Source organism: Stenotrophomonas sp. FR012 (assembly GCF_047520565.2).
GTDB lineage: Bacteria > Pseudomonadota > Gammaproteobacteria > Xanthomonadales > Xanthomonadaceae > Stenotrophomonas > Stenotrophomonas sepilia.
Map to the genome: position 1 here is coordinate 1 of NZ_JAXBQL020000016.1, position 17,652 is coordinate 17,652.

The following is a 17,652-nucleotide window of genomic DNA, read 5'->3' on the forward strand; positions in this document are numbered from 1 at the left end:
TGTGGGTTGGCAGGACACGCCGTAAACCCGTCCATGGGGGCTCGATGGCGCCATCCATGGCGCCAACGGTCCTGCCAACCCACACCGCCCCACCTCTGACAATTTCCCGCGGCTGTTGGCAGGTGTCGACCTTGGTCGACACATCTGTCAGATATCGAAAGAAATTCCGGGGTCAGATCCGTTTTCCCATGGAAAACGGATCTGACCCCAAGAGTATTTCCAACAGATCGCGGAAAACTGTCGAAGGCGGGGTGGGCCCGGTTGCGGGGGCGTGAGCGCCATGGATGGCGCGACCGAGGCTACATGGGTGAGGGCGCTTTGCTTGCGAAGCACTGCTTCGCAAGCGCCCGAACGCCCAGCCGCCGGCGGCTGGGCCGGACCCCGGAGGGGGATTCACGCCGTCCCCCGCAACCGGACCCACCCCGCCATCCCACGGAATGCAGGCCTTTGACCTTGACGTTGCCCTGGCCTCTGCGGGTGCAGGGCGCAGCCCTGCAAACAGCCCCATTCAGACAGGTAAGTGCAGGTCACAGGATAAGCAGACGCCTTGTTGCCTCCGCCAATCGGGTCCACATTCCTGTGCAGAAGACGGGCCGCTGCCCGTTGCCGAGACAACAGGAGCCCTGCATGTCCGCTGCCCCCACCACCGCCATTTCCCGCGATCCGGCCACCGGCCAGCAGATCGCCAGCCACCCCTTCGCTACCGACGCCGAACTGGAAGCCATCCTCGATCGCGGCCAGGTCGGCTTTGCGGCCTGGAGCGTCAAGAGCCTCGAACAGCGCGCAGACGTACTGCGTGCGATGGCCGCCGTACTGCGGCGTGACCGTGAAAAGCTGGCCGCGCTGGCCACTGCCGAAATGGGCAAGGTGCAGGCCGAATCGCTGGCCGAAATCGAGAAGTGTGCCGTGCTGTGCGACTGGTACGCCGACCACGGCGCGCAGTTCCTACGCGACGAACCGACCCAGGTGCCCGACGACAAGGCTTACGTGTCCTACCTGCCGCTGGGCGTGGTGCTGGGCATCATGCCGTGGAACTTCCCGTACTGGCAGGTGATGCGTGCGGCGGTGCCGATCCTGATGGGCGGCAACGGCTTCCTGCTGAAGCCGGCCGAGAACATCGTCGGTACCGCGCAGCTGCTCGACGCGGCCTGGCGCGATGCCGGGCTGCCGGAAGGCACCTTCATCGCCGCCAACATCAGCCGCGAGGGCACCAGCCGCGCGATCGCCGATGATCGCATCGCCGCAGTGACCCTGACCGGCAGCGTGGCCGCAGGCCGCAGCATCGCCGCCCAGGCCGGGCAGGCGCTGAAGAAGGTGGTGCTGGAGCTGGGGGGCTCGGATCCGTTCATCGTGCTGGCCGACGCCGATCTGGACGCCGCCGTTGATGCAGCGGTGGCCTCGCGCTTCCAGAACACCGGGCAGGTCTGCATCGCCGGAAAGCGCATCATCGTCGAAGACGCGGTCTACGATCGTTTCGTGGCGCAGTTCTGCCAGAAGGTGCAGGCACTGACCATCGGCGATGGCCGCGACCCGGCCAACCGCATCGGCCCGATGGCGCGCCAGGACCTGCTGGAGCAGCTCGATGCGCAGGTACGGGCTTCGGTGGAGGCCGGTGCGCGGCTGCTGGTTGGCGGCCACCCGCTGGATCGCCCTGGAGCCTTCTATGCACCCACCGTGCTGGCCGACGTAGAGCCTGGCATGCAGGCCTTCGATACCGAGACCTTCGGGCCGGTGGCCTCGATCAGTCGCGCCCGCGACGCCGACCATGCGGTGGAACTGGCCAACCAGAGCGAATTCGGCCTGAGCGGCAACCTGTGGACCGGCGACCGCGCACGGGCCATGCAGCTGGCGCGCCGGCTGCAGACCGGCGGCGTGTTCGTCAACGGCTTCTCCGCTTCAGACCCGCGCGTGCCGATCGGCGGCGTGAAAAAGAGTGGCTTCGGTCGTGAGCTCTCGCACTTCGGCATCCGCGAATTCGTCAACGCGCAGACGGTGTGGTTCGACAAGCGTTGACGCGCGGCTCTCATCCTTCCTGCAACGATCCACCACCAGTCCAGCGAAAAGGACGGCATTCCAATGTCCAAGGGTTCAGATCTGCTTGTCGCCGCGCTTGAGAACGAAGGCGTCGAGCGCATTTTCGGTATTCCCGGCGAAGAGAACCTCGACGTGGTCGAGTCGCTTCGTCATTCCAGCATCGAGCTGGTCATCACCCGCCACGAACAGGCAGCGGTGTTCATGGCTGCAACCTATGGCCGCCTGACCGGCAAGCCCGGCGTGTGCCTGGCCACGCTCGGCCCCGGCGCGCTGAATTTCACCACCGGCGCCGCCTATGCGCTGCTGGGTGCGTGGCCGGTGATCATGATCACCGGCCAGAAGGGCATCGTCGCCAGCAAGCAGGCGCGCTTCCAGATTGTCGACATCGTCGGCACGATGAAGCCGCTGACCAAGCAGGCGCGGCAGATCGTCTCGGCGCGCACGATCCCGACCATCGTCCGCGAGGCGTTCCGTGTCGCTCAGGAGGAGCGCCCGGGCCCGGTGCTGCTGGAGCTGCCCGAAGACATCGCGGCCGATGAGGTCGAGGGCGTGGCGCTGATTCCGCCGCATGCGGTGGACCGTCCCATTGCCAGCCCGGAGGCGCTGGATCGGGCGGCTGAGATCATCCGCAATGCCAAGCGGCCGTTGTTGATGATCGCATCGGCGGCGTCGCGACCGCAGTCCAGTGAAGCGCTGTCGGCCTTTGTGTTGCGCGCCGGCATCCCGTTCTTCACCACGCAGATGGGCAAGGGCGCGGTGGCCGGAGGTTCGGGCCTGTACATGGGCACCGCCGCGCTGACCGAGCGTGACTACGTGCACATGGCGATCGACCAGGCTGACGTGATCGTGACCATCGGCCACGAGGTGACCGAAAAGCCGCCGTTCGTGATGCGCCCGGGTGGCCCGACCGTGATCCATATCGGCTACTCGCAGGCGGCGGTGGAACAGGTGTACTTCCCGCAGGTGGAGGTGATCGGCGACATCGGCCGTTCGCTCACCCAACTGGCCGACCGCATCGAAGGCGCGGTGCCGAACGCCGATGCTTTGCTGCCGCTGCGCGCGACCATCCTCGAGCATCTGGCCGACCGCGCCGAAGAGGCCGGGTTCACACCGCAGCGGCTGGTGCACGACGTGCGCCAGGTGATGCCGCCGGACGGCATCGTGGCGCTGGACAACGGCATGTACAAGATCTGGTTCGCCCGCAACTACCGTACCCAGGTCGCCAACACATTGCTGCTGGACAACGCGCTGGCGACCATGGGCGCGGGCCTGCCATCGGCGATCATGGCCTCGATCCTGTATCCACAGCGGCGGGTGCTGGCGGTGTGTGGTGATGGTGGTTTCATGATGAACAGCCAGGAGCTGGAGACAGCGCGCCGGCTGGGGCTCAACCTGGTGGTGCTGATCCTCAATGACGGCGCCTACGGCATGATCCGCTGGAAGCAGGCGGTGGATGGCTTCACCGACTACGGCATGACCTTCAGCAACCCCGACTTCGTGAAGTACGCCGAGGCCTATGGCTGCAAGGGGCATGAGGTGACCGCCATCGAGCAGTTCATCCCGACCCTGCAGGCGGCCTTCAACGAGGGCGGGGTGCACCTGGTGTCGGTACCGATCGATTACTCGGAAAACCAGCGGGTGCTGGTGGACGAGCTGCGCCAGGCGTTCCCCGGGAACAGGTAGATATCCAGGGGCCAGGTAGGGTCCCGGATGGGGTCAGATCCCTTTGCTGCGCAAAGGGATCTGACCCCTCTCCCGGCTTGGGCAGGGCGGTTTTGGTATGCTGGGCAACCGGCTGTGCCGGGCGCAGCATCCCCCCTCACTACACGATTCCCGCAGATCCATGAGCGAAGCTACCGATACCCCCCCCGTCGACGAGAACAAGTTGATCGCCGAGCGCCGTGAGAAACTCAAAGCGCTGCGTGGGCAGGGCATCGCGTACCCGAACGATTTCCGTCGTGAGGACTTCGCCGGCCGCCTGCAGGACGAATTCGCCGATGCCGAACAGTGGACCGCCGAGGCGCTGGAAGGCAACGGCCGCCAGGTGAAGATGGCCGGCCGCCTGATGGCCAAGCGCATCATGGGCAAGGCGAGCTTCGCGCAGATCCAGGACGAGTCCGGCCGCATCCAGCTGTTCCTGCAGGGGGCCGTGCTGGGCGATGCCTACACCGCGTTCAAGGGCTGGGACGTGGGCGACATCATCGCCGTAGAAGGTGGCCTGACCCGCACCAAGACCGGCGAGCTGTCGGTCAAGGCCGAGTCGATCCGCCTGCTGACCAAGTCGCTGCGTCCGTTGCCGGACAAGTGGCATGGCCTGGCCGACGTCGAGCAGCGTTACCGCCAGCGTTACGTCGACCTGATCGTCACCCCGGAGTCGCGCGCGGTCTTCATCAAGCGCTCGAAGATCATCCGCGCCATGCGTGCGTGGCTGGACAACCGCGACTTCCTGGAAGTCGAGACGCCGATGATGCATTACATCCCCGGCGGCGCGGCGGCCAAGCCGTTCACCACCCACCACAACGCGCTGGACCTGGACCTGTACCTGCGCGTGGCGCCGGAGCTGTACCTCAAGCGCCTGACGGTGGGCGGCCTGGAGCGCGTGTACGAGATCAACCGCAACTTCCGCAACGAAGGCGTCAGCACCCGCCACAATCCAGAATTCACCATGATGGAGCTGTACGAGGCCTATGCCACGTACAACGAGATCATGGACCTGACCGAAGGCGTGATCCGTGACGTGGCCAGGACAGTCAACGGCAGCACCGAGGTCGAGTGGGACGGGGCGAAGATCGACCTGGGCCCGGCGTTCCGCCGCTGGCGCATGGACGAAGCCGTGCGCCACCACAACCCGGAAATCTCGGTTGCCGACTGCACCGACCGTGACGCGCTACTGCGCCATTGCGAGCGCTTGAACATCCGCGTCAAGCCGTCCTACGGCTGGGGCAAGCTGCTGCTTGAGATCTTCGAGGCCACCGTCGAGCACACCCTGATCCAGCCGACCTTCATCACCGACCATCCGGTGGAAGTCTCGCCGCTGGCCCGTGCCAACGACAATGATCCGGGCTACACCGACCGCTTCGAGCTGTTCGTCAACGGCAAGGAGCTGGCCAATGGCTTCTCCGAGTTGAACGACCCGGAAGACCAGGCCCAGCGCTTCCAGGCCCAGGTGGCCGCGAAGGAAGGTGGCGACGACGAGGCCATGCACTACGACGCCGACTACATCCGTGCGCTGGAGTACGGCATGGCCCCGACCGGCGGCCTGGGTATCGGCGTCGATCGTCTGGTGATGCTGCTGACCGGCAGCAGCTCGATCCGCGATGTGCTGCTGTTCCCGTACATGCGTCCGGAGCAGTAAGTCACCTTTTTGACTCCCGATTGTGCGCGCCGTCCCGAAACGAGACGGCGCGATTGACGCGTCCCGCACTCGGCGTATCGTAATTGCACTACCTTGACGCCTGCTATGGCTTGATCGGCGTTAGGGGAGGGCACGGTGTGGGGAGTCCGCTTCACATTGTGATGACGATCATGAATCGGGATGCACGACACGGGAGTCAGGCCGATGCAGGGTGCGAGCGTTCGCAGCGGCAGAGTATCCTCGCCTGCTGATGATCCAGCGTGGTCGAAAAGCCAGGCAGAGTACGCGTTGAATATCGTCATCGTTGATGACCAGACTTCCGCCCGGACGATGCTGCGTCACGTCATCGAAGACATCGCGCCGGAACTGAGCGTGTATGACTTCGGCGATCCGCTGACCGCATTGGCCTGGTGTGAAGCCCATCCGGTCGACCTGCTGCTGCTCGATTACCGCATGCCGGAGATGGACGGGCTGGAATTCGCTCGCCGTTTCCGTCGGCTGCCCAAGCACCGCGACATTCCGGTGATCCTGATCACCGTGGTCGGTGACGAGCCGATCCGCCAGGCGGCACTGGAAGCCGGCGTCATCGACTTCCTGGTCAAGCCGATCCGCCCGCGCGAACTGCGTGCGCGCTGCTACAACCTGCTGCAGCTGCGCCAACAGACCGAGAACGTGAAGCAACGGGCGCTGTCGCTGGAGCAGCGCCTGCTGGCCAGCATGCATGAGGTCGAAGAGCGGGAGCGCGAAACGCTGTCGCGGCTGGCGCGGGCGATCGAGTTCCGTGATGCAGGCACCAGTGCCTATCTGGAGCGCATGGCGCGCGTGGCCGGCCTGATCGCCGACCAGCTCGGGCTGCCCGAGGAGGACGTGCGCCTGATCGAAATGGCTGCGCCGCTGCATGACATGGGCAAGATTGCCATTCCCGATGCGGTGCTGCTCAAGCAGGGCAAGCTCAACGAGGAGGAGCTGGCGATCATGCGCCGGCACCCGCGGATTGGCCATGAACTGCTGAGCGGCAGCCAGAATCGTTTCATCCAGGTTGGCGCCTTGATCGCACTGCGTCATCATGAGCGCTACGATGGCAGCGGCTATCCCGATGGGCTGGTCGGCGATGCGATTCCGCTGGAAGCGCGCATCGTGGCTGTCGCCGATGTCTTCGACGCCCTGATTTCGCCCCGTCCGTACAAGGAAGCATGGACCATGGAAGCCACCCTGGCTTATCTCTACGCCCAGCGTGGCCGGCTGTTCGATCCCCGATGTGTGGACGCGCTGCTGCGCGGCCGCGAACAGCTGGACCAGATCTGCGCCGAGCATTCGATGGCGTCCGCGCGCCCGGGGCTGGGCGCGTGAAACGGCTGTTGTCGCAGCTGCGGCTGCGCCTGTCCCAGCGCCAGGACAGCGAACACGGCCAGCAGATCGTCCGTATTGTCCTGATCAGCCTGATCCTGGCCTACGTGCTGTTGCCGGCGCCGCGCCACGATCTGCCGCACACGCAGTACGTGGGCGTGCTGGCGATCGTCTTGACCGGCCTGAGCCTGTCGCTGCTGCTGTTCGGCTGGCTGCTGTGGCGGCCGGCGCGTTCCGATCCCCGCCGCGTGCTGGGCATGCTCGCCGACTATGGCCTGATCGCTGCCGGCATGGTGCAGATGGGGGAGCCGCTGGCCTGGGTCTACATCGTGGTGATGTGGGTGACAGTCGGCAACGGCATGCGCTTCGGCAACCACTACCTGTACGTGGCGGTGGCGATGGCGATGGTGAGCTTCGGTTGCACGGTGCTGCTGACGCCTTACTGGCAACAGAATTTCCGTCTGGCCATCGGCCTCTGGCTCGGCCTGGCGGCGGTGCCGCTGTACTTCTCGACGCTGCTGCGGCAGCTGACCGAAGCGATGGCCGAGGCGCGCCGTGCCAGCGAGGCCAAGAGCCGTTTCCTGGCCAACATGAGCCACGAGTTCCGCACGCCGTTGAACGGCCTCAACGGCATGACCGAAGTACTGGCGACCACGCGCCTGGACGATGAGCAGCGCGAGTGCCTCAACACCATCCAGGCGTCGTCGCGCAGCCTGCTGGCGCTGGTGGAGGAAGTGCTGGACATCTCGGCCATCGAGGCCGGCAAGCTGCGCGTGGTGGCCGAAGACTTCGCCGTGGCCGACGTGATCCAGGCGATCGGGCTGATCCTGTTGCCGCAGGCCAAGGCCAAGCGCCTGGATTACCGGGTGAAGGTCGCCGATGGTGTGCCGCCCCGCGTGCGCGGAGACGTCGGGCACCTGCGGCAGATCCTGCTGAACCTGGCCGGCAACGCGGTCAAGTTCACCGATCATGGCCGGGTCGAAATCCGTGTCAGCGTGGTGCAGGCCGATACCAGTGGCGCGGTGCGGCTGCGCTTCGACATCCTCGACACCGGCATCGGTGTAGCGCCGGCCATGCGTGCGCGGCTGTTCGATGCCTTCGAGCAGGCTGACGTCAGCATGGCGCGTCGCCACGAGGGCACCGGGCTGGGCACGACCATCGCCAAGGGCCTGGTCGAAGCAATGGACGGCGATATCGGTTATCTGGAAAACCCGCCGCGCGGCAGCCATTTCTGGGTCGAGCTGCCGTTCGCGCCGCCGCAACCGCAGGTGCCGGGTGCGGTACCGAGCCTGACAGGCGACGACGACACGGGGCCGGGTGGCAACGTGATCGCATTTGCCGACCCGTTCCTGCGCCATCGCGCCCGCGTGCGCAGCATGCAGATCCTGGTGGCCGACGACCACGAGGCCAACCGCATGGTCCTGCAGCGCCTGCTGCAGAAGGCCGGGCATCGCGTGCTGTGCGTGGACGGCGGTGAGGCAGTGCTGGATGCGCTGGCCGACAGTGAATTCGATGCGGTCATCGTCGACCTGCACATGCCGGGCATGAGTGGGCTGGACATGCTGAAGGAGTTGCGGGTGATGCAGGCCGGCGGCGGTCCGCGCACGCCGGTGCTGGTGCTCAGTGCCGATGTCACGCCCGAGGCGATCCAGCGCTGCACCCAGGCTGGGGCGCATGCGTTCCTGGCCAAGCCCGTGGTGGCGGTGCGCCTGCTCGATACCCTGGCCGAGATCGCCAGCAACGCCCAGCTGAAGACCATGGCCGCACCGGTGGTGCGACCGATGGCGCTGCAGGATGGGGTGCTCGACAGCAGCGTGCTGGACGAGCTGGCCTCGCTGGGGATGGGCGAGGGCTTCGAACGTGAGTTCATCCGCCAGTGCCTGGAGGACGTGGCGAGCTGCATGGGCAAGGCCGAGCAGGCCGGCGAGACCACGCAGTGGGATGTGTTCCGCGAACAATCCCATGCGATCAAGGGTGTGGCCAGCAACCTTGGCCTGATGCGCGCGTCCAACCGTGCCGGCGAGCTGATGCGGATGGCCGACTGGCAGCTGAAGACCGAATGGCGCCAGCGCCTGGGCATCCTGCAGGAGGCGATCAAGGAAGGCCGGCGCGCGCTGGAGGCACGGGCCGAACGCCGGCTGCGCGGCGCTGCCGACGATGGCGAGGCGCGTTGAACCACGGCAGGGTGCATAAAAAAAGCCCGGTGGCCAACCGGGCTTGAACCCATCCTGGGGGAGGGATGAATCAGGCCGCGTCGAGGCTGGCGCGACGGGTCTGGGCCTTGATCAGGCGGTCCATGGTGCGCAGCGAACGGTCGCCGAGGGCCAGGGCGGAATCGACCCAAACCTTGGTGATCTCCAGCAGTTCGTCGTAGCTGACCGGCTGGGCGATGGCGCGTGCGGCGTTCATCGCCAGATAGGACTGCGGTGTGCGCTGCTGCTGGCGGATCAGTTCTTCCACCGCCGCCCGGCCTTCGCCCTTCTTCACCAGCACGTCGACCACGCCCATCGCGTGCATCTCCTCGGCGCTGTAGACCCGGCCGTCGAGGATGATCTTCTCGGCGAGGTGGGGGGACACGCGCCGGCACAGGAAGGAGTACGCACCCATGCCCGGGAACAGGCCGAACAGCACCTCCGGCAGGCCCAGTCCGCTGCCTTCCTCGGCGACGATGGTGTGGCAGGCCAGGGCCATTTCCAGCCCGCCGCCGAGGGCGTCACCCTGGATCAGGGCGATCGAACGGACGTCGCCGCCGAACCCGGTGTGCAGGTGGTGCACGCCCTCCACGCAGCGCTGGGCATAGTTCAGCAGGAGGTCGCGGTTGCCTTCGCGGATCAGGCGTGTGAACAGGTCCAGGTCGCCGCCCAGATTGTAGGCGACGGCGTCGGAGGCCAGCACGAAATGCCGCAATGTTCCGCTGTGGCGTTCGGCAGGGCTGCGGGTGATGGCCGCCATGTAGCTCCACATCTCGTCGAGCATGTCCTTGCGGCAGCAGGGGCGGATCCCGGTGGCGGCATCGGCGTGCATGAACAGCCAGTGGGCAGCGCCGCCGGCGCTGTCTTCGGTGCGGATGGTGGCGAACGGTGAGCCGCTTGAAGGCAGCTTTTCGATGGTACTCATGGAAGGGTCCTCGGCATGCGGCCCGCAGTGTCAGGTGGGTGGCCGGCGGGCCGAACGGTCCACACACGCGGCGATGCTACACCGCCCCAGGGGCGTCGCATGCGAAAGGGCCCGGGACGTTTCCGCCCCGGGCCCTGCATCGTTCAAATTGCCGCAAACCCTTACTGGGCGGGCGTATCGCGGAGTTCGCGGCGGAGGATCTTGCCGACATTGGTCTTCGGCAGCTCCTTTCGGAATTCAACGATTTTGGGGTGCTTGTAGCCGGTCAGGTTGGCCCGGGCATGCTCCTTGACCATTTCGGCGGTCAGGTTCGGGTCCTTCTTCACGATGACCACCTTGACCACTTCCCCGGACTTTTCGTCCGGCACGCCGACCGCGGCCACTTCCAGCACGCCCGGCATCATCGCGATCACGTCCTCGACTTCATTCGGGTACACGTTGAAGCCGGACACCAGGATCATGTCCTTCTTGCGGTCGACGATGTAGAAGAAGCCGTGTTCGTCCATCTTCGCCATGTCGCCGGTATGCAGCCAGCCGTCGGCATCGATCGCCTTGGCGGTTTCCTCCGGGCGCTGCCAGTAGCCCTTCATCACCTGCGGGCCCTTGATGCAGAGCTCGCCGACCTCGCCCAGCGGCAGGATGGCGCTGTTGTCGTCCTTGATGCAGGCATCGGTGGACGGGATCGGCAAGCCGATCGAGCCGTTGTATTCGGTCAGGGTGAGCGGGTTGATGCAGGCCGCCGGCGAGGTCTCGGTCAGGCCATACGCCTCGACCAGGGTCACCCCGGTGACCTTCTTCCAACGCTCGGCCACGGCGCGTTGCACCGCCATGCCGCCGCCCAGGGTGACCTTCAGCGAGGAAAAGTCGACCGTGTCGAAGCCGGGGGTGTTGAGCAGGCCATTGAACAGCGTGTTGACGCCGGTGATGGCGGTGAAGGGCACCGACTTGAGCTCCTTGACGAAGCCCTTCATGTCACGCGGATTGGTGATCAGGTGGTTGCAGCCACCGAACTTCATGAAGACCAGCCCGTTCGCGGTCAGTGCGAAGATGTGGTACAGCGGCAGGGCGGTGATGATCCACTCCTTGCCCATCTCGATGCCCGACGCACTGATCCAGGCCGAGGCCTGCTGCATGTTGGCGATCAGGTTGCGGTTGGTCAGCATCGCGCCCTTGGCCACGCCGGTGGTGCCGCCGGTGTACTGCAGGAACGCAATGTCGTCGTGGTCGATCTCGACCTTGGGCAGGCTGTGGCGGCTGCCGATCTTGAGCGCCTGGCGGAAGCGCACCGCGCCCTTGAGATGGTAGTTGGGCACCATCTTCTTGATGTACTTCAGCACGAAGTTGACGATCACGCCCTTGGCGCCAAGCAGGTCGCCCAGGCCGGTGGTGACCACGTGCTTGACCGGCGTATCGGCGATGACCTGCTCGACGGTGTCGCCGAAGTTGTCGACCACCACCAGTGCGGTCACGCCGGCATCGACCAGCTGGTGCTTGAGCTCGCGCGCGGTGTACAACGGATTGACATTGACCACGGTCAGGCCGGCGCGCAGCACGCCGAAGGTGGCCACCGGGTACTGCAGGCAGTTGGGCATCATCAGGGCGACGCGGTCACCCTTCTTGAGCTTGAGCTCTCCCAGCAGGTAGGCCGCGAACTGATTGACCAGCGCGTCGGTCTCGCCATAGGTGAGGACCTTGCCGAAGCTGGAGTAGGCGGGACGGTCGCGGAATTTCGCGACGGAAGCGTCGAAGACCGAAGCTACCGAATGGAACTCATTGACGTCGATCTCGGCGGGAACGCCTTTCGGATAGCTCTGCAGCCAGGGACGATCCAGACTCATATTCCCCCTCCAGGAATCGTGATGTATTAGGTTCCGGCCCTGAGCGTATCGACAACGGCCGGTCATTGCAGCATACCCCGCCGTAGGGAAAACGCGAAGAGGCCCCGAAGGGCCTCTTTGCTGGGTAGTGCCGGCCGCTGGCCGGCATCTGTGCTCGATCGGGATTCCGGTTGGTGCCGGCCAGCGGCCGGCACTACCGTGGCGCCAACCGGGCCGCTTGCGTCAGCCCTGCTTGCGTACCGGTGCGCCGTTGGCCTTGTAGTACGGCGCAGTGCTGCGGGCCAGCGGGGTGCGGCCACGGATCACATCGGCAAGCTTCTCGGCCATCATGATGGTCGGCGCATTGAGGTTGCCGGTCACCACCTGCGGCATGATCGAGGCATCGACGATGCGCAGGCCTTCCAGGCCGTGCACGCGACCCTGGCCATCGACCACCGCCATCGGGTCGTCGGCATGGCCCATCTTGTTCGAGCACGACGGGTGGTAGGCGGTTTCGGCATGCTCGCGCACGAATGCATCGATCTGCGCGTCGGTCTGCAGTGCACTGCCCGGCGAGATCTCGCGGCCGCTGTACGGGGCCAGCGCCGGCTGCGCGAAGATCTCGCGGGTGATGCGGATCGCCGCGCGGAATTCGCGCCAGTCCTGCTCGTGCGACATGTAGTTGAACAGGATGCTCGGATGTTCGCGCGGGTCCTTCGAGCGCACATGGATGCGGCCACGGCTGGGCGAGCGCATCGAGCCGACGTGCATCTGGAAGCTGTGCGCCTTGATCGGGTTGGAGCCGTTGTAGTTGATCGCCACCGGCAGGAAGTGGTACTGCAGGTTCGGCCAGTCGAACTCGGCGTCGCTGCGGATGAAGCCACCGGCCTCGAACTGGTTGCTGGCGCCGATGCCGGTGCCCAGGAACAGCCACTCCGCGCCGATCGCCGGCTGGTTGTACAGCTTCAGCGCCGGCGCCAGCGACACCGGCTTCTTGCATTCGTACTGCAGGTACATCTCAAGGTGATCCTGCAGGTTGGCGCCGACGCCGGGCAGGTGGTGCACCAGGTCGATGTCCAGGCTGCGCAGCAGGTCGGCCGGGCCGACACCCGAGCGCTGCAGGATCTGCGGCGAGGCGATGGCGCCGCCGCACAGCAGCACTTCGCGGCGGGCGGTGGCGCGCTGCGGCTGGTCGTTGTGCAGCCACTGCACGCCCACCGCGCGCTTGCCCGAGAACAGGATGCGGTCGGTCAGCGCGTGGGTGACGATGGTCAGGTTCCGGCGTGGCTTGGCCAGGTCCAGGTAGCCGCGGGCGGTGCTGGAACGACGACCGTTCGGGGTCACCGTGCGGTCCATCGGGCCGAAGCCTTCCTGCTGGTAGCCGTTGAGGTCGTCGGTGCGCGGGTAGCCGGCCTGCACGCCGGCTTCGACCATCGCAGCGAACAGTTCGTTGTTGCCGGCCTTCGGCGTGGTCACCCGCAGCGGGCCATCACCACCGTGGTAGTCGTTGGGGCCGATGTCGCGGGTTTCGGCCTTGCGGAAGTAGGGCAGGCAGTCCAGATAGGTCCAGTCTTCCAGGCCCGGCATGCTGGCCCAGTTGTCGTAGTCCATCGCGTTGCCGCGGATGTAGCACATGCCGTTGATCAGCGACGAGCCACCCAGGCCCTTGCCGCGGCCGCAGTCCATGCGGCGGTTGTTCATGAAGGGCTCCGGATCGGTCTTGTACGCCCAGTTGTAGCGCTTGCCCTGCAGCGGGAAGGCCAGTGCAGCCGGCATCTGGGTACGGAAGTCGAGCCGGTAGTCCGGGCCACCGGCTTCCAGCAGCAGCACGCTGACATCGGCATCTTCGGTGAGGCGGGTGGCCAGCACGTTGCCGGCTGAACCGGCGCCGATGATGATGTAGTCGTACTCGTTATGGGTGCTCATGGGTGTCTCCTGCAGGCCGGGGCGCGCTGCATGCAGGCGTCCCGGCGGAATGTCGGATCGGCGCGGTGGCCGGACGATGGGGCGTGCTCGGGGCGCGCCGGTCAGAACACGCTGGCGTAGTCGCCCAGCTCGACCTGCACCGACTTGATGCGGGTGTAGTGGCCGAGGGTGGAGATACCGTTCTCGCGGCCGACGCCGGATTCCTTGTAGCCACCGACCGGCATTTCGGCCGGCGATTCACCCCAAGTGTTGATCCAGCAGATGCCGGCTTCCAGGCGATGGATGATGCGGTGGGCGCGGCTGATGTCCTTGCTGACCACGCCGGCAGCGAGGCCGAAGGTAGTGTCGTTGGCACGACGCACCACTTCGTCTTCGTCGTCATAGGCGAGGATGCTCATCACCGGCCCGAAGATCTCTTCCTTGACGATGGTCATGTCATCGCGGCAGTCGGAGAACACGGTCGGCAGCACGTAGGCGCCCTGGGCCAGCGCACCTTCGGTGACACGGCCGCCACCCGTCAGCAGGCGGGCACCTTCGGCCTTGCCGCTCTCGATGTAGCGCAGCACGTTTTCCATGTGCGGGAAGCTGGTCAACGGGCCGAAGTTGGTGTCGGCGGCCATCGGGTCGCCGATGCGGATGCGCTTGACGCGCTCGACGACGGCCACCTCGAATGCGGCCAGCATGCTGCGCGGCACGAACACGCGGGTGCCGTTGGTGCAGACCTGGCCGGAGCTGAAGAAGTTGGCCATCACCGCAATGTCGGCGGCGCGGTCCAGATCGGCGTCATCGCAGATCACCAGCGGTGACTTGCCGCCCAGCTCCATGGTCACTTCCTTCAGCGACGAGGACGCCGCGCTGGCCATGACCTTCTTGCCGGTGGCGACGCCACCGGTGAAGGAGATCTTCTCGATCACCGGGTGCTCGGTCAGCCACTGGCCGATCTCGCGGCCCGGGCCCTGCACGACGTTGAACACGCCGGCCGGCACGCCGGCTTCGGTGTAGATTTCGGCCAGCCGGATCGCGGTCAACGGCGTCACTTCCGACGGCTTGAACACCATCGCGTTGCCGGCAGCCAGCGCCGGCGCCGACTTCCACATGGCGATCTGGATCGGGTAGTTCCATGCGCCGATGCCGGCGACCACGCCCAGCGGCTCGCGACGGGTGTAGAAGAAGCTCGATTCGCGCAACGGCAGCTGGATGCCTTCGATGGCGGTGGCCAGGCCGGCGTAGTACTCGACCACGTCGGCACCGGTGACGATGTCCACGGTGGTGGTCTCGGCCAGCGCCTTGCCGGTGTCCAGGGTTTCCAGGTGGGCCAGTTCGTCGTTGCGCTCGCGCAGGAGCTCGACGGCGCGGCGCAGGATGCGCGAGCGCTCCATGGCGGTCATCGCGGCCCACACCTTCTGGCCTTCGGCTGCGCTCTGCACGGCACATTCGACGTCGGCCTGGCTGGCGACCTGCACCTCGGCGATCACCTCGCCGGTGGCCGGGTTGACGGTCTTGAAGGTCTTGCCGCTGGTGGCATCGACGCGCTGGCCGTGGATGTAGAGCTGTTGGACGGGCAGGGTGGTCATGGGGCGTACTCCTTGGAAGGGGGCGGGTGCTGGAGCGCTTATAGCGCGACAGCCTGCAACTGGAAGTCGATGTAGCCGTAAGCGATGCGCCGGGACTTCTCGGCGTTGAACTGGCCGCCGACCAGGCTGCCGCGCAGCCACAGGCCATCGATCATCGCGGCCAGGCCGCGGGCAGCCAGGCGGGCCTGCGGGTGGGGCAGCAGGCGGTTGAACTGGTGGCACAGGTTGGAGAACAGGCGCTGGTCGTTGGCGCGCTGCAGCCGGGCCAGTTCCGGCTGGTGCATGCTGGCGGCCCAGAAGGTGAGCCAGACGCGCATCGCGGTGCCGTTGATCTGGCTGTCGTCGAAGTTGCCATCGACGATGGCGCGCAGCTGCTCGCGCGGATCGTCGCCGGCGTCTGCGCGGTAGCGGGCGACGGCGTCCTTCAGTTCGCGCAGGATCTGCCGCATTGCAGCATTGAGCAGGCCGTCCTTGTCGCCGAAGTAGTGGGCGACGATGCCGCTGGACAACCCCGCCTTCTTCGCGATGGTGGCGACGGTGGCATCGGCCATGCCGATCTCGTCGATGGTCTGGAAAGTGGCCCGGATCAGCTGTTCGCGCCGTACCGGTTCCACGCCTTTCTTCGGCATTGTCTCTCCACGGTTTGCGACCCGAAGGATCGGGCTGCCCGCCATTATGCTTTTTATTGATTGAACGTTCAATCAATAAACCATAGGATGCGCTCGCGCCCCACGCCATGGGCCCGGTTTACCGGTCCGGCCCCGCCCATGTGCTCCCTCGGACTTGATGAGACGACCCCATGTCTTCCCTGGCTCATCCCAAGCGTTCGCCCCTGCGCTTGAACCGTTTTGTCTTCCTCAGCTCCTCAGTGTCGATCGGCATCCTCGGGCTGCTCACCGTGCTCTATCCCGAGGGCAGCGAGCACTGGCTGCAATGGGCGCAGGCCGAGGTCTCGGCCGCGTTCGGCTGGTGGTACATGCTGCTGATCGTGCTGTGCCTGGGCTTCGTGCTGTGGCTGGCGTTCTCGCCGTACGGCCGCATCCGCCTGGGCCACAACGAAGAGTCACCGGCCTTTGGCTATGTTGCCTGGGTCTCGATGCTGTTCTCGGCCGGCATCGGCATCGCGCTGCTGTACTACGGCGCCTATGAGCCGCTGGACCATTTCCTGCACCCGCCCGGGCAGCCCGGCGGCACCGTGGCCGCCGGCCGCGAGGCGATGGTGCTGACCTTCCTGCACTGGGGCCTGCATGGCTGGGCGCTGTATGCGCTGGTCGGCGTGGCACTGGGCTATTTCGCCTATCGCCGGGACCTGCCGCTGGCGCTGCGCTCTGCGTTGTACCCGGTCTTCGGTGAGCGAATTCATGGCCGCATCGGCGACATGGTCGATGGCTTCGGCATTCTGGCCACGCTGATCTCGATGGTGACCAACCTCGGCATCGGCGCCCTGGTGGTGCAGTCCGGCCTGGTCTACCTGTTCCACATCCCGGATACGCCGCAGGTGCTGGTGGTGATCGTGCTGGTGATGATGGTCGTGGCCACCATCGGCGTGGTCGCTGGCGTGGAAAAGGGCATTGCCTGGCTGTCCAACCTCAACGTGCGCCTGCTGTGTGGCCTGCTGCTGTTCGTGCTGGTCACCGGCCCGACCCTGCACCTGTTCGATGGCCTGATCCAGAACACCGGCGATTACCTCGGCGCGTTCGTGCGCAAGAGCTTCGACATGTACCTCAACGACCCCAAGGGCCGTGAGTGGATGGGTTCGTGGACGCTGTTCTACTGGGCGTGGTGGATCGCCTGGGCGCCGTTCGTCGGCCTTTTCGTGGCGCGCATCTCGCGCGGCCGCACCATCCGCGAAGTGATCTTGGGCGTGTTGCTGATCCCGCTCGGCTTCACCCTGGCCTGGCTGTCGATCTTCGGCAACACCGCCATCGACCTGGTGCTCAACCATGGCCAGGCGATCCTGGGTGACGTGGCCCAGCACGATGCAGCGATGACCTTGTTCAAGCTGCTGGAATACCTGCCTGCGGCGCCGTACGTGGCCGGTGCTGCGGTGGTGATCGGCTTCGTGCTGTTCCTGACCCCGGTCGACTCGGGCACGCTGATGATCGCCAACCTGTGCACCCGTCGCGTTGACGATGGCGTGGAAGATGGCCATGACGCGCCGATCTGGCTGCGCGTGTTCTGGGCCGCCGGCATCACTGTGGCCAGCGTCGGCCTGCTGCTGGCTGGCAATTTCAGCGCGATGCAGACGGCGGTGGTGCTGTGCGGCCTGCCGTTCTCGTTCACCCTGGCGTTCTACATGTGGGGCCTGTTGAAGGCCCTGCGCACCGACCCGGATGCGCCGCGCCGCTGAGCGGGCATCCGGCATCCATCCCGATGCCGCCGATGAGGCAGTAGAGCTAGGCCATGCCTGGCTGCGGTGAAACAGCAAGGGCCGGATCCGTGAGGATCCGGCCCTTGCTGTTTGCTCCCGGGATTCGCCGGG

The 17,652-nt window shown here is 66.0% G+C and carries 11 protein-coding genes; 6 read left to right on the forward strand and 5 right to left on the reverse strand.

What is annotated here, in order from left to right:
• The first annotated feature begins 627 nt into the window (after window positions 1-627).
• The 5 genes from ACM0O9_RS18155 (at window position 628) to ACM0O9_RS18175 (ending at window position 8,910) form a co-directional block, all read left to right on the forward strand.
• A complete protein-coding gene (locus ACM0O9_RS18155; RefSeq protein WP_005416385.1) occupies window positions 628-2,013 on the forward strand; it encodes an NAD-dependent succinate-semialdehyde dehydrogenase in 1,386 nt (461 codons plus the stop codon).
• Window positions 2,014-2,076: 63 nt separating this feature from the next.
• Window positions 2,077-3,717 (forward strand): acetolactate synthase large subunit, encoded by a 1,641-nt coding sequence (locus ACM0O9_RS18160; RefSeq protein WP_053499439.1) that lies wholly within the window; start codon window positions 2,077-2,079, stop codon window positions 3,715-3,717.
• A gap of 160 nt (window positions 3,718-3,877) precedes the next feature.
• Window positions 3,878-5,389, forward strand: a complete 1,512-nt coding sequence (gene lysS, locus ACM0O9_RS18165) for a lysine--tRNA ligase (RefSeq protein WP_053499438.1) — start codon at window positions 3,878-3,880, stop codon at window positions 5,387-5,389.
• Window positions 5,390-5,593: 204 nt separating this feature from the next.
• Window positions 5,594-6,739, forward strand: a complete 1,146-nt coding sequence (gene rpfG / locus ACM0O9_RS18170; protein ID WP_414604234.1) for a cyclic di-GMP phosphodiesterase response regulator RpfG — start codon at window positions 5,594-5,596, stop codon at window positions 6,737-6,739.
• On the forward strand, window positions 6,736-8,910 hold the full coding sequence (locus ACM0O9_RS18175; protein ID WP_414604235.1) for a response regulator: 2,175 nt from the start codon (window positions 6,736-6,738) through the stop codon (window positions 8,908-8,910). The genes rpfG and ACM0O9_RS18175 overlap by 4 nt, the downstream gene beginning before the upstream one ends.
• A 70-nt stretch (window positions 8,911-8,980) precedes the next feature.
• Here ACM0O9_RS18175 and ACM0O9_RS18180 read toward each other — a convergent pair whose 3' ends face one another.
• The 5 genes from ACM0O9_RS18180 to betI all read right to left on the reverse strand — a co-directional run bounded on the left by ACM0O9_RS18180 (window position 8,981) and on the right by betI (window position 15,799).
• Window positions 8,981-9,853: a crotonase/enoyl-CoA hydratase family protein gene (locus tag ACM0O9_RS18180; protein WP_065184932.1), complete on the reverse strand. Its 873-nt coding sequence runs from the start codon at window positions 9,851-9,853 to the stop codon at window positions 8,981-8,983.
• Between the two features lie 161 nt (window positions 9,854-10,014).
• Window positions 10,015-11,691 (reverse strand): long-chain fatty acid--CoA ligase, encoded by a 1,677-nt coding sequence (locus tag ACM0O9_RS18185; protein ID WP_414604236.1) that lies wholly within the window; start codon window positions 11,689-11,691, stop codon window positions 10,015-10,017.
• A gap of 222 nt (window positions 11,692-11,913) precedes the next feature.
• Window positions 11,914-13,596: a choline dehydrogenase gene (gene betA / locus ACM0O9_RS18190; protein WP_235649560.1), complete on the reverse strand. Its 1,683-nt coding sequence runs from the start codon at window positions 13,594-13,596 to the stop codon at window positions 11,914-11,916.
• 101 nt (window positions 13,597-13,697) lie between these two features.
• Window positions 13,698-15,170, reverse strand: a complete 1,473-nt coding sequence (betB, locus tag ACM0O9_RS18195; protein ID WP_235649561.1) for a betaine-aldehyde dehydrogenase — start codon at window positions 15,168-15,170, stop codon at window positions 13,698-13,700.
• Window positions 15,171-15,208: 38 nt separating this feature from the next.
• Window positions 15,209-15,799, reverse strand: coding sequence for a transcriptional regulator BetI (gene betI / locus ACM0O9_RS18200; protein WP_005416394.1), 591 nt, complete (start codon window positions 15,797-15,799; stop codon window positions 15,209-15,211).
• Window positions 15,800-15,969: 170 nt separating this feature from the next.
• On the opposite strand from betI, the gene ACM0O9_RS18205 reads away from it, so the two are divergent.
• Window positions 15,970-17,520 carry a BCCT family transporter gene (locus tag ACM0O9_RS18205; protein ID WP_065184928.1) on the forward strand — a complete coding sequence of 517 codons (1,551 nt, stop codon included), beginning with the start codon at window positions 15,970-15,972 and terminating at the stop codon, window positions 17,518-17,520.
• Window positions 17,521-17,652 lie beyond the last annotated feature (132 nt).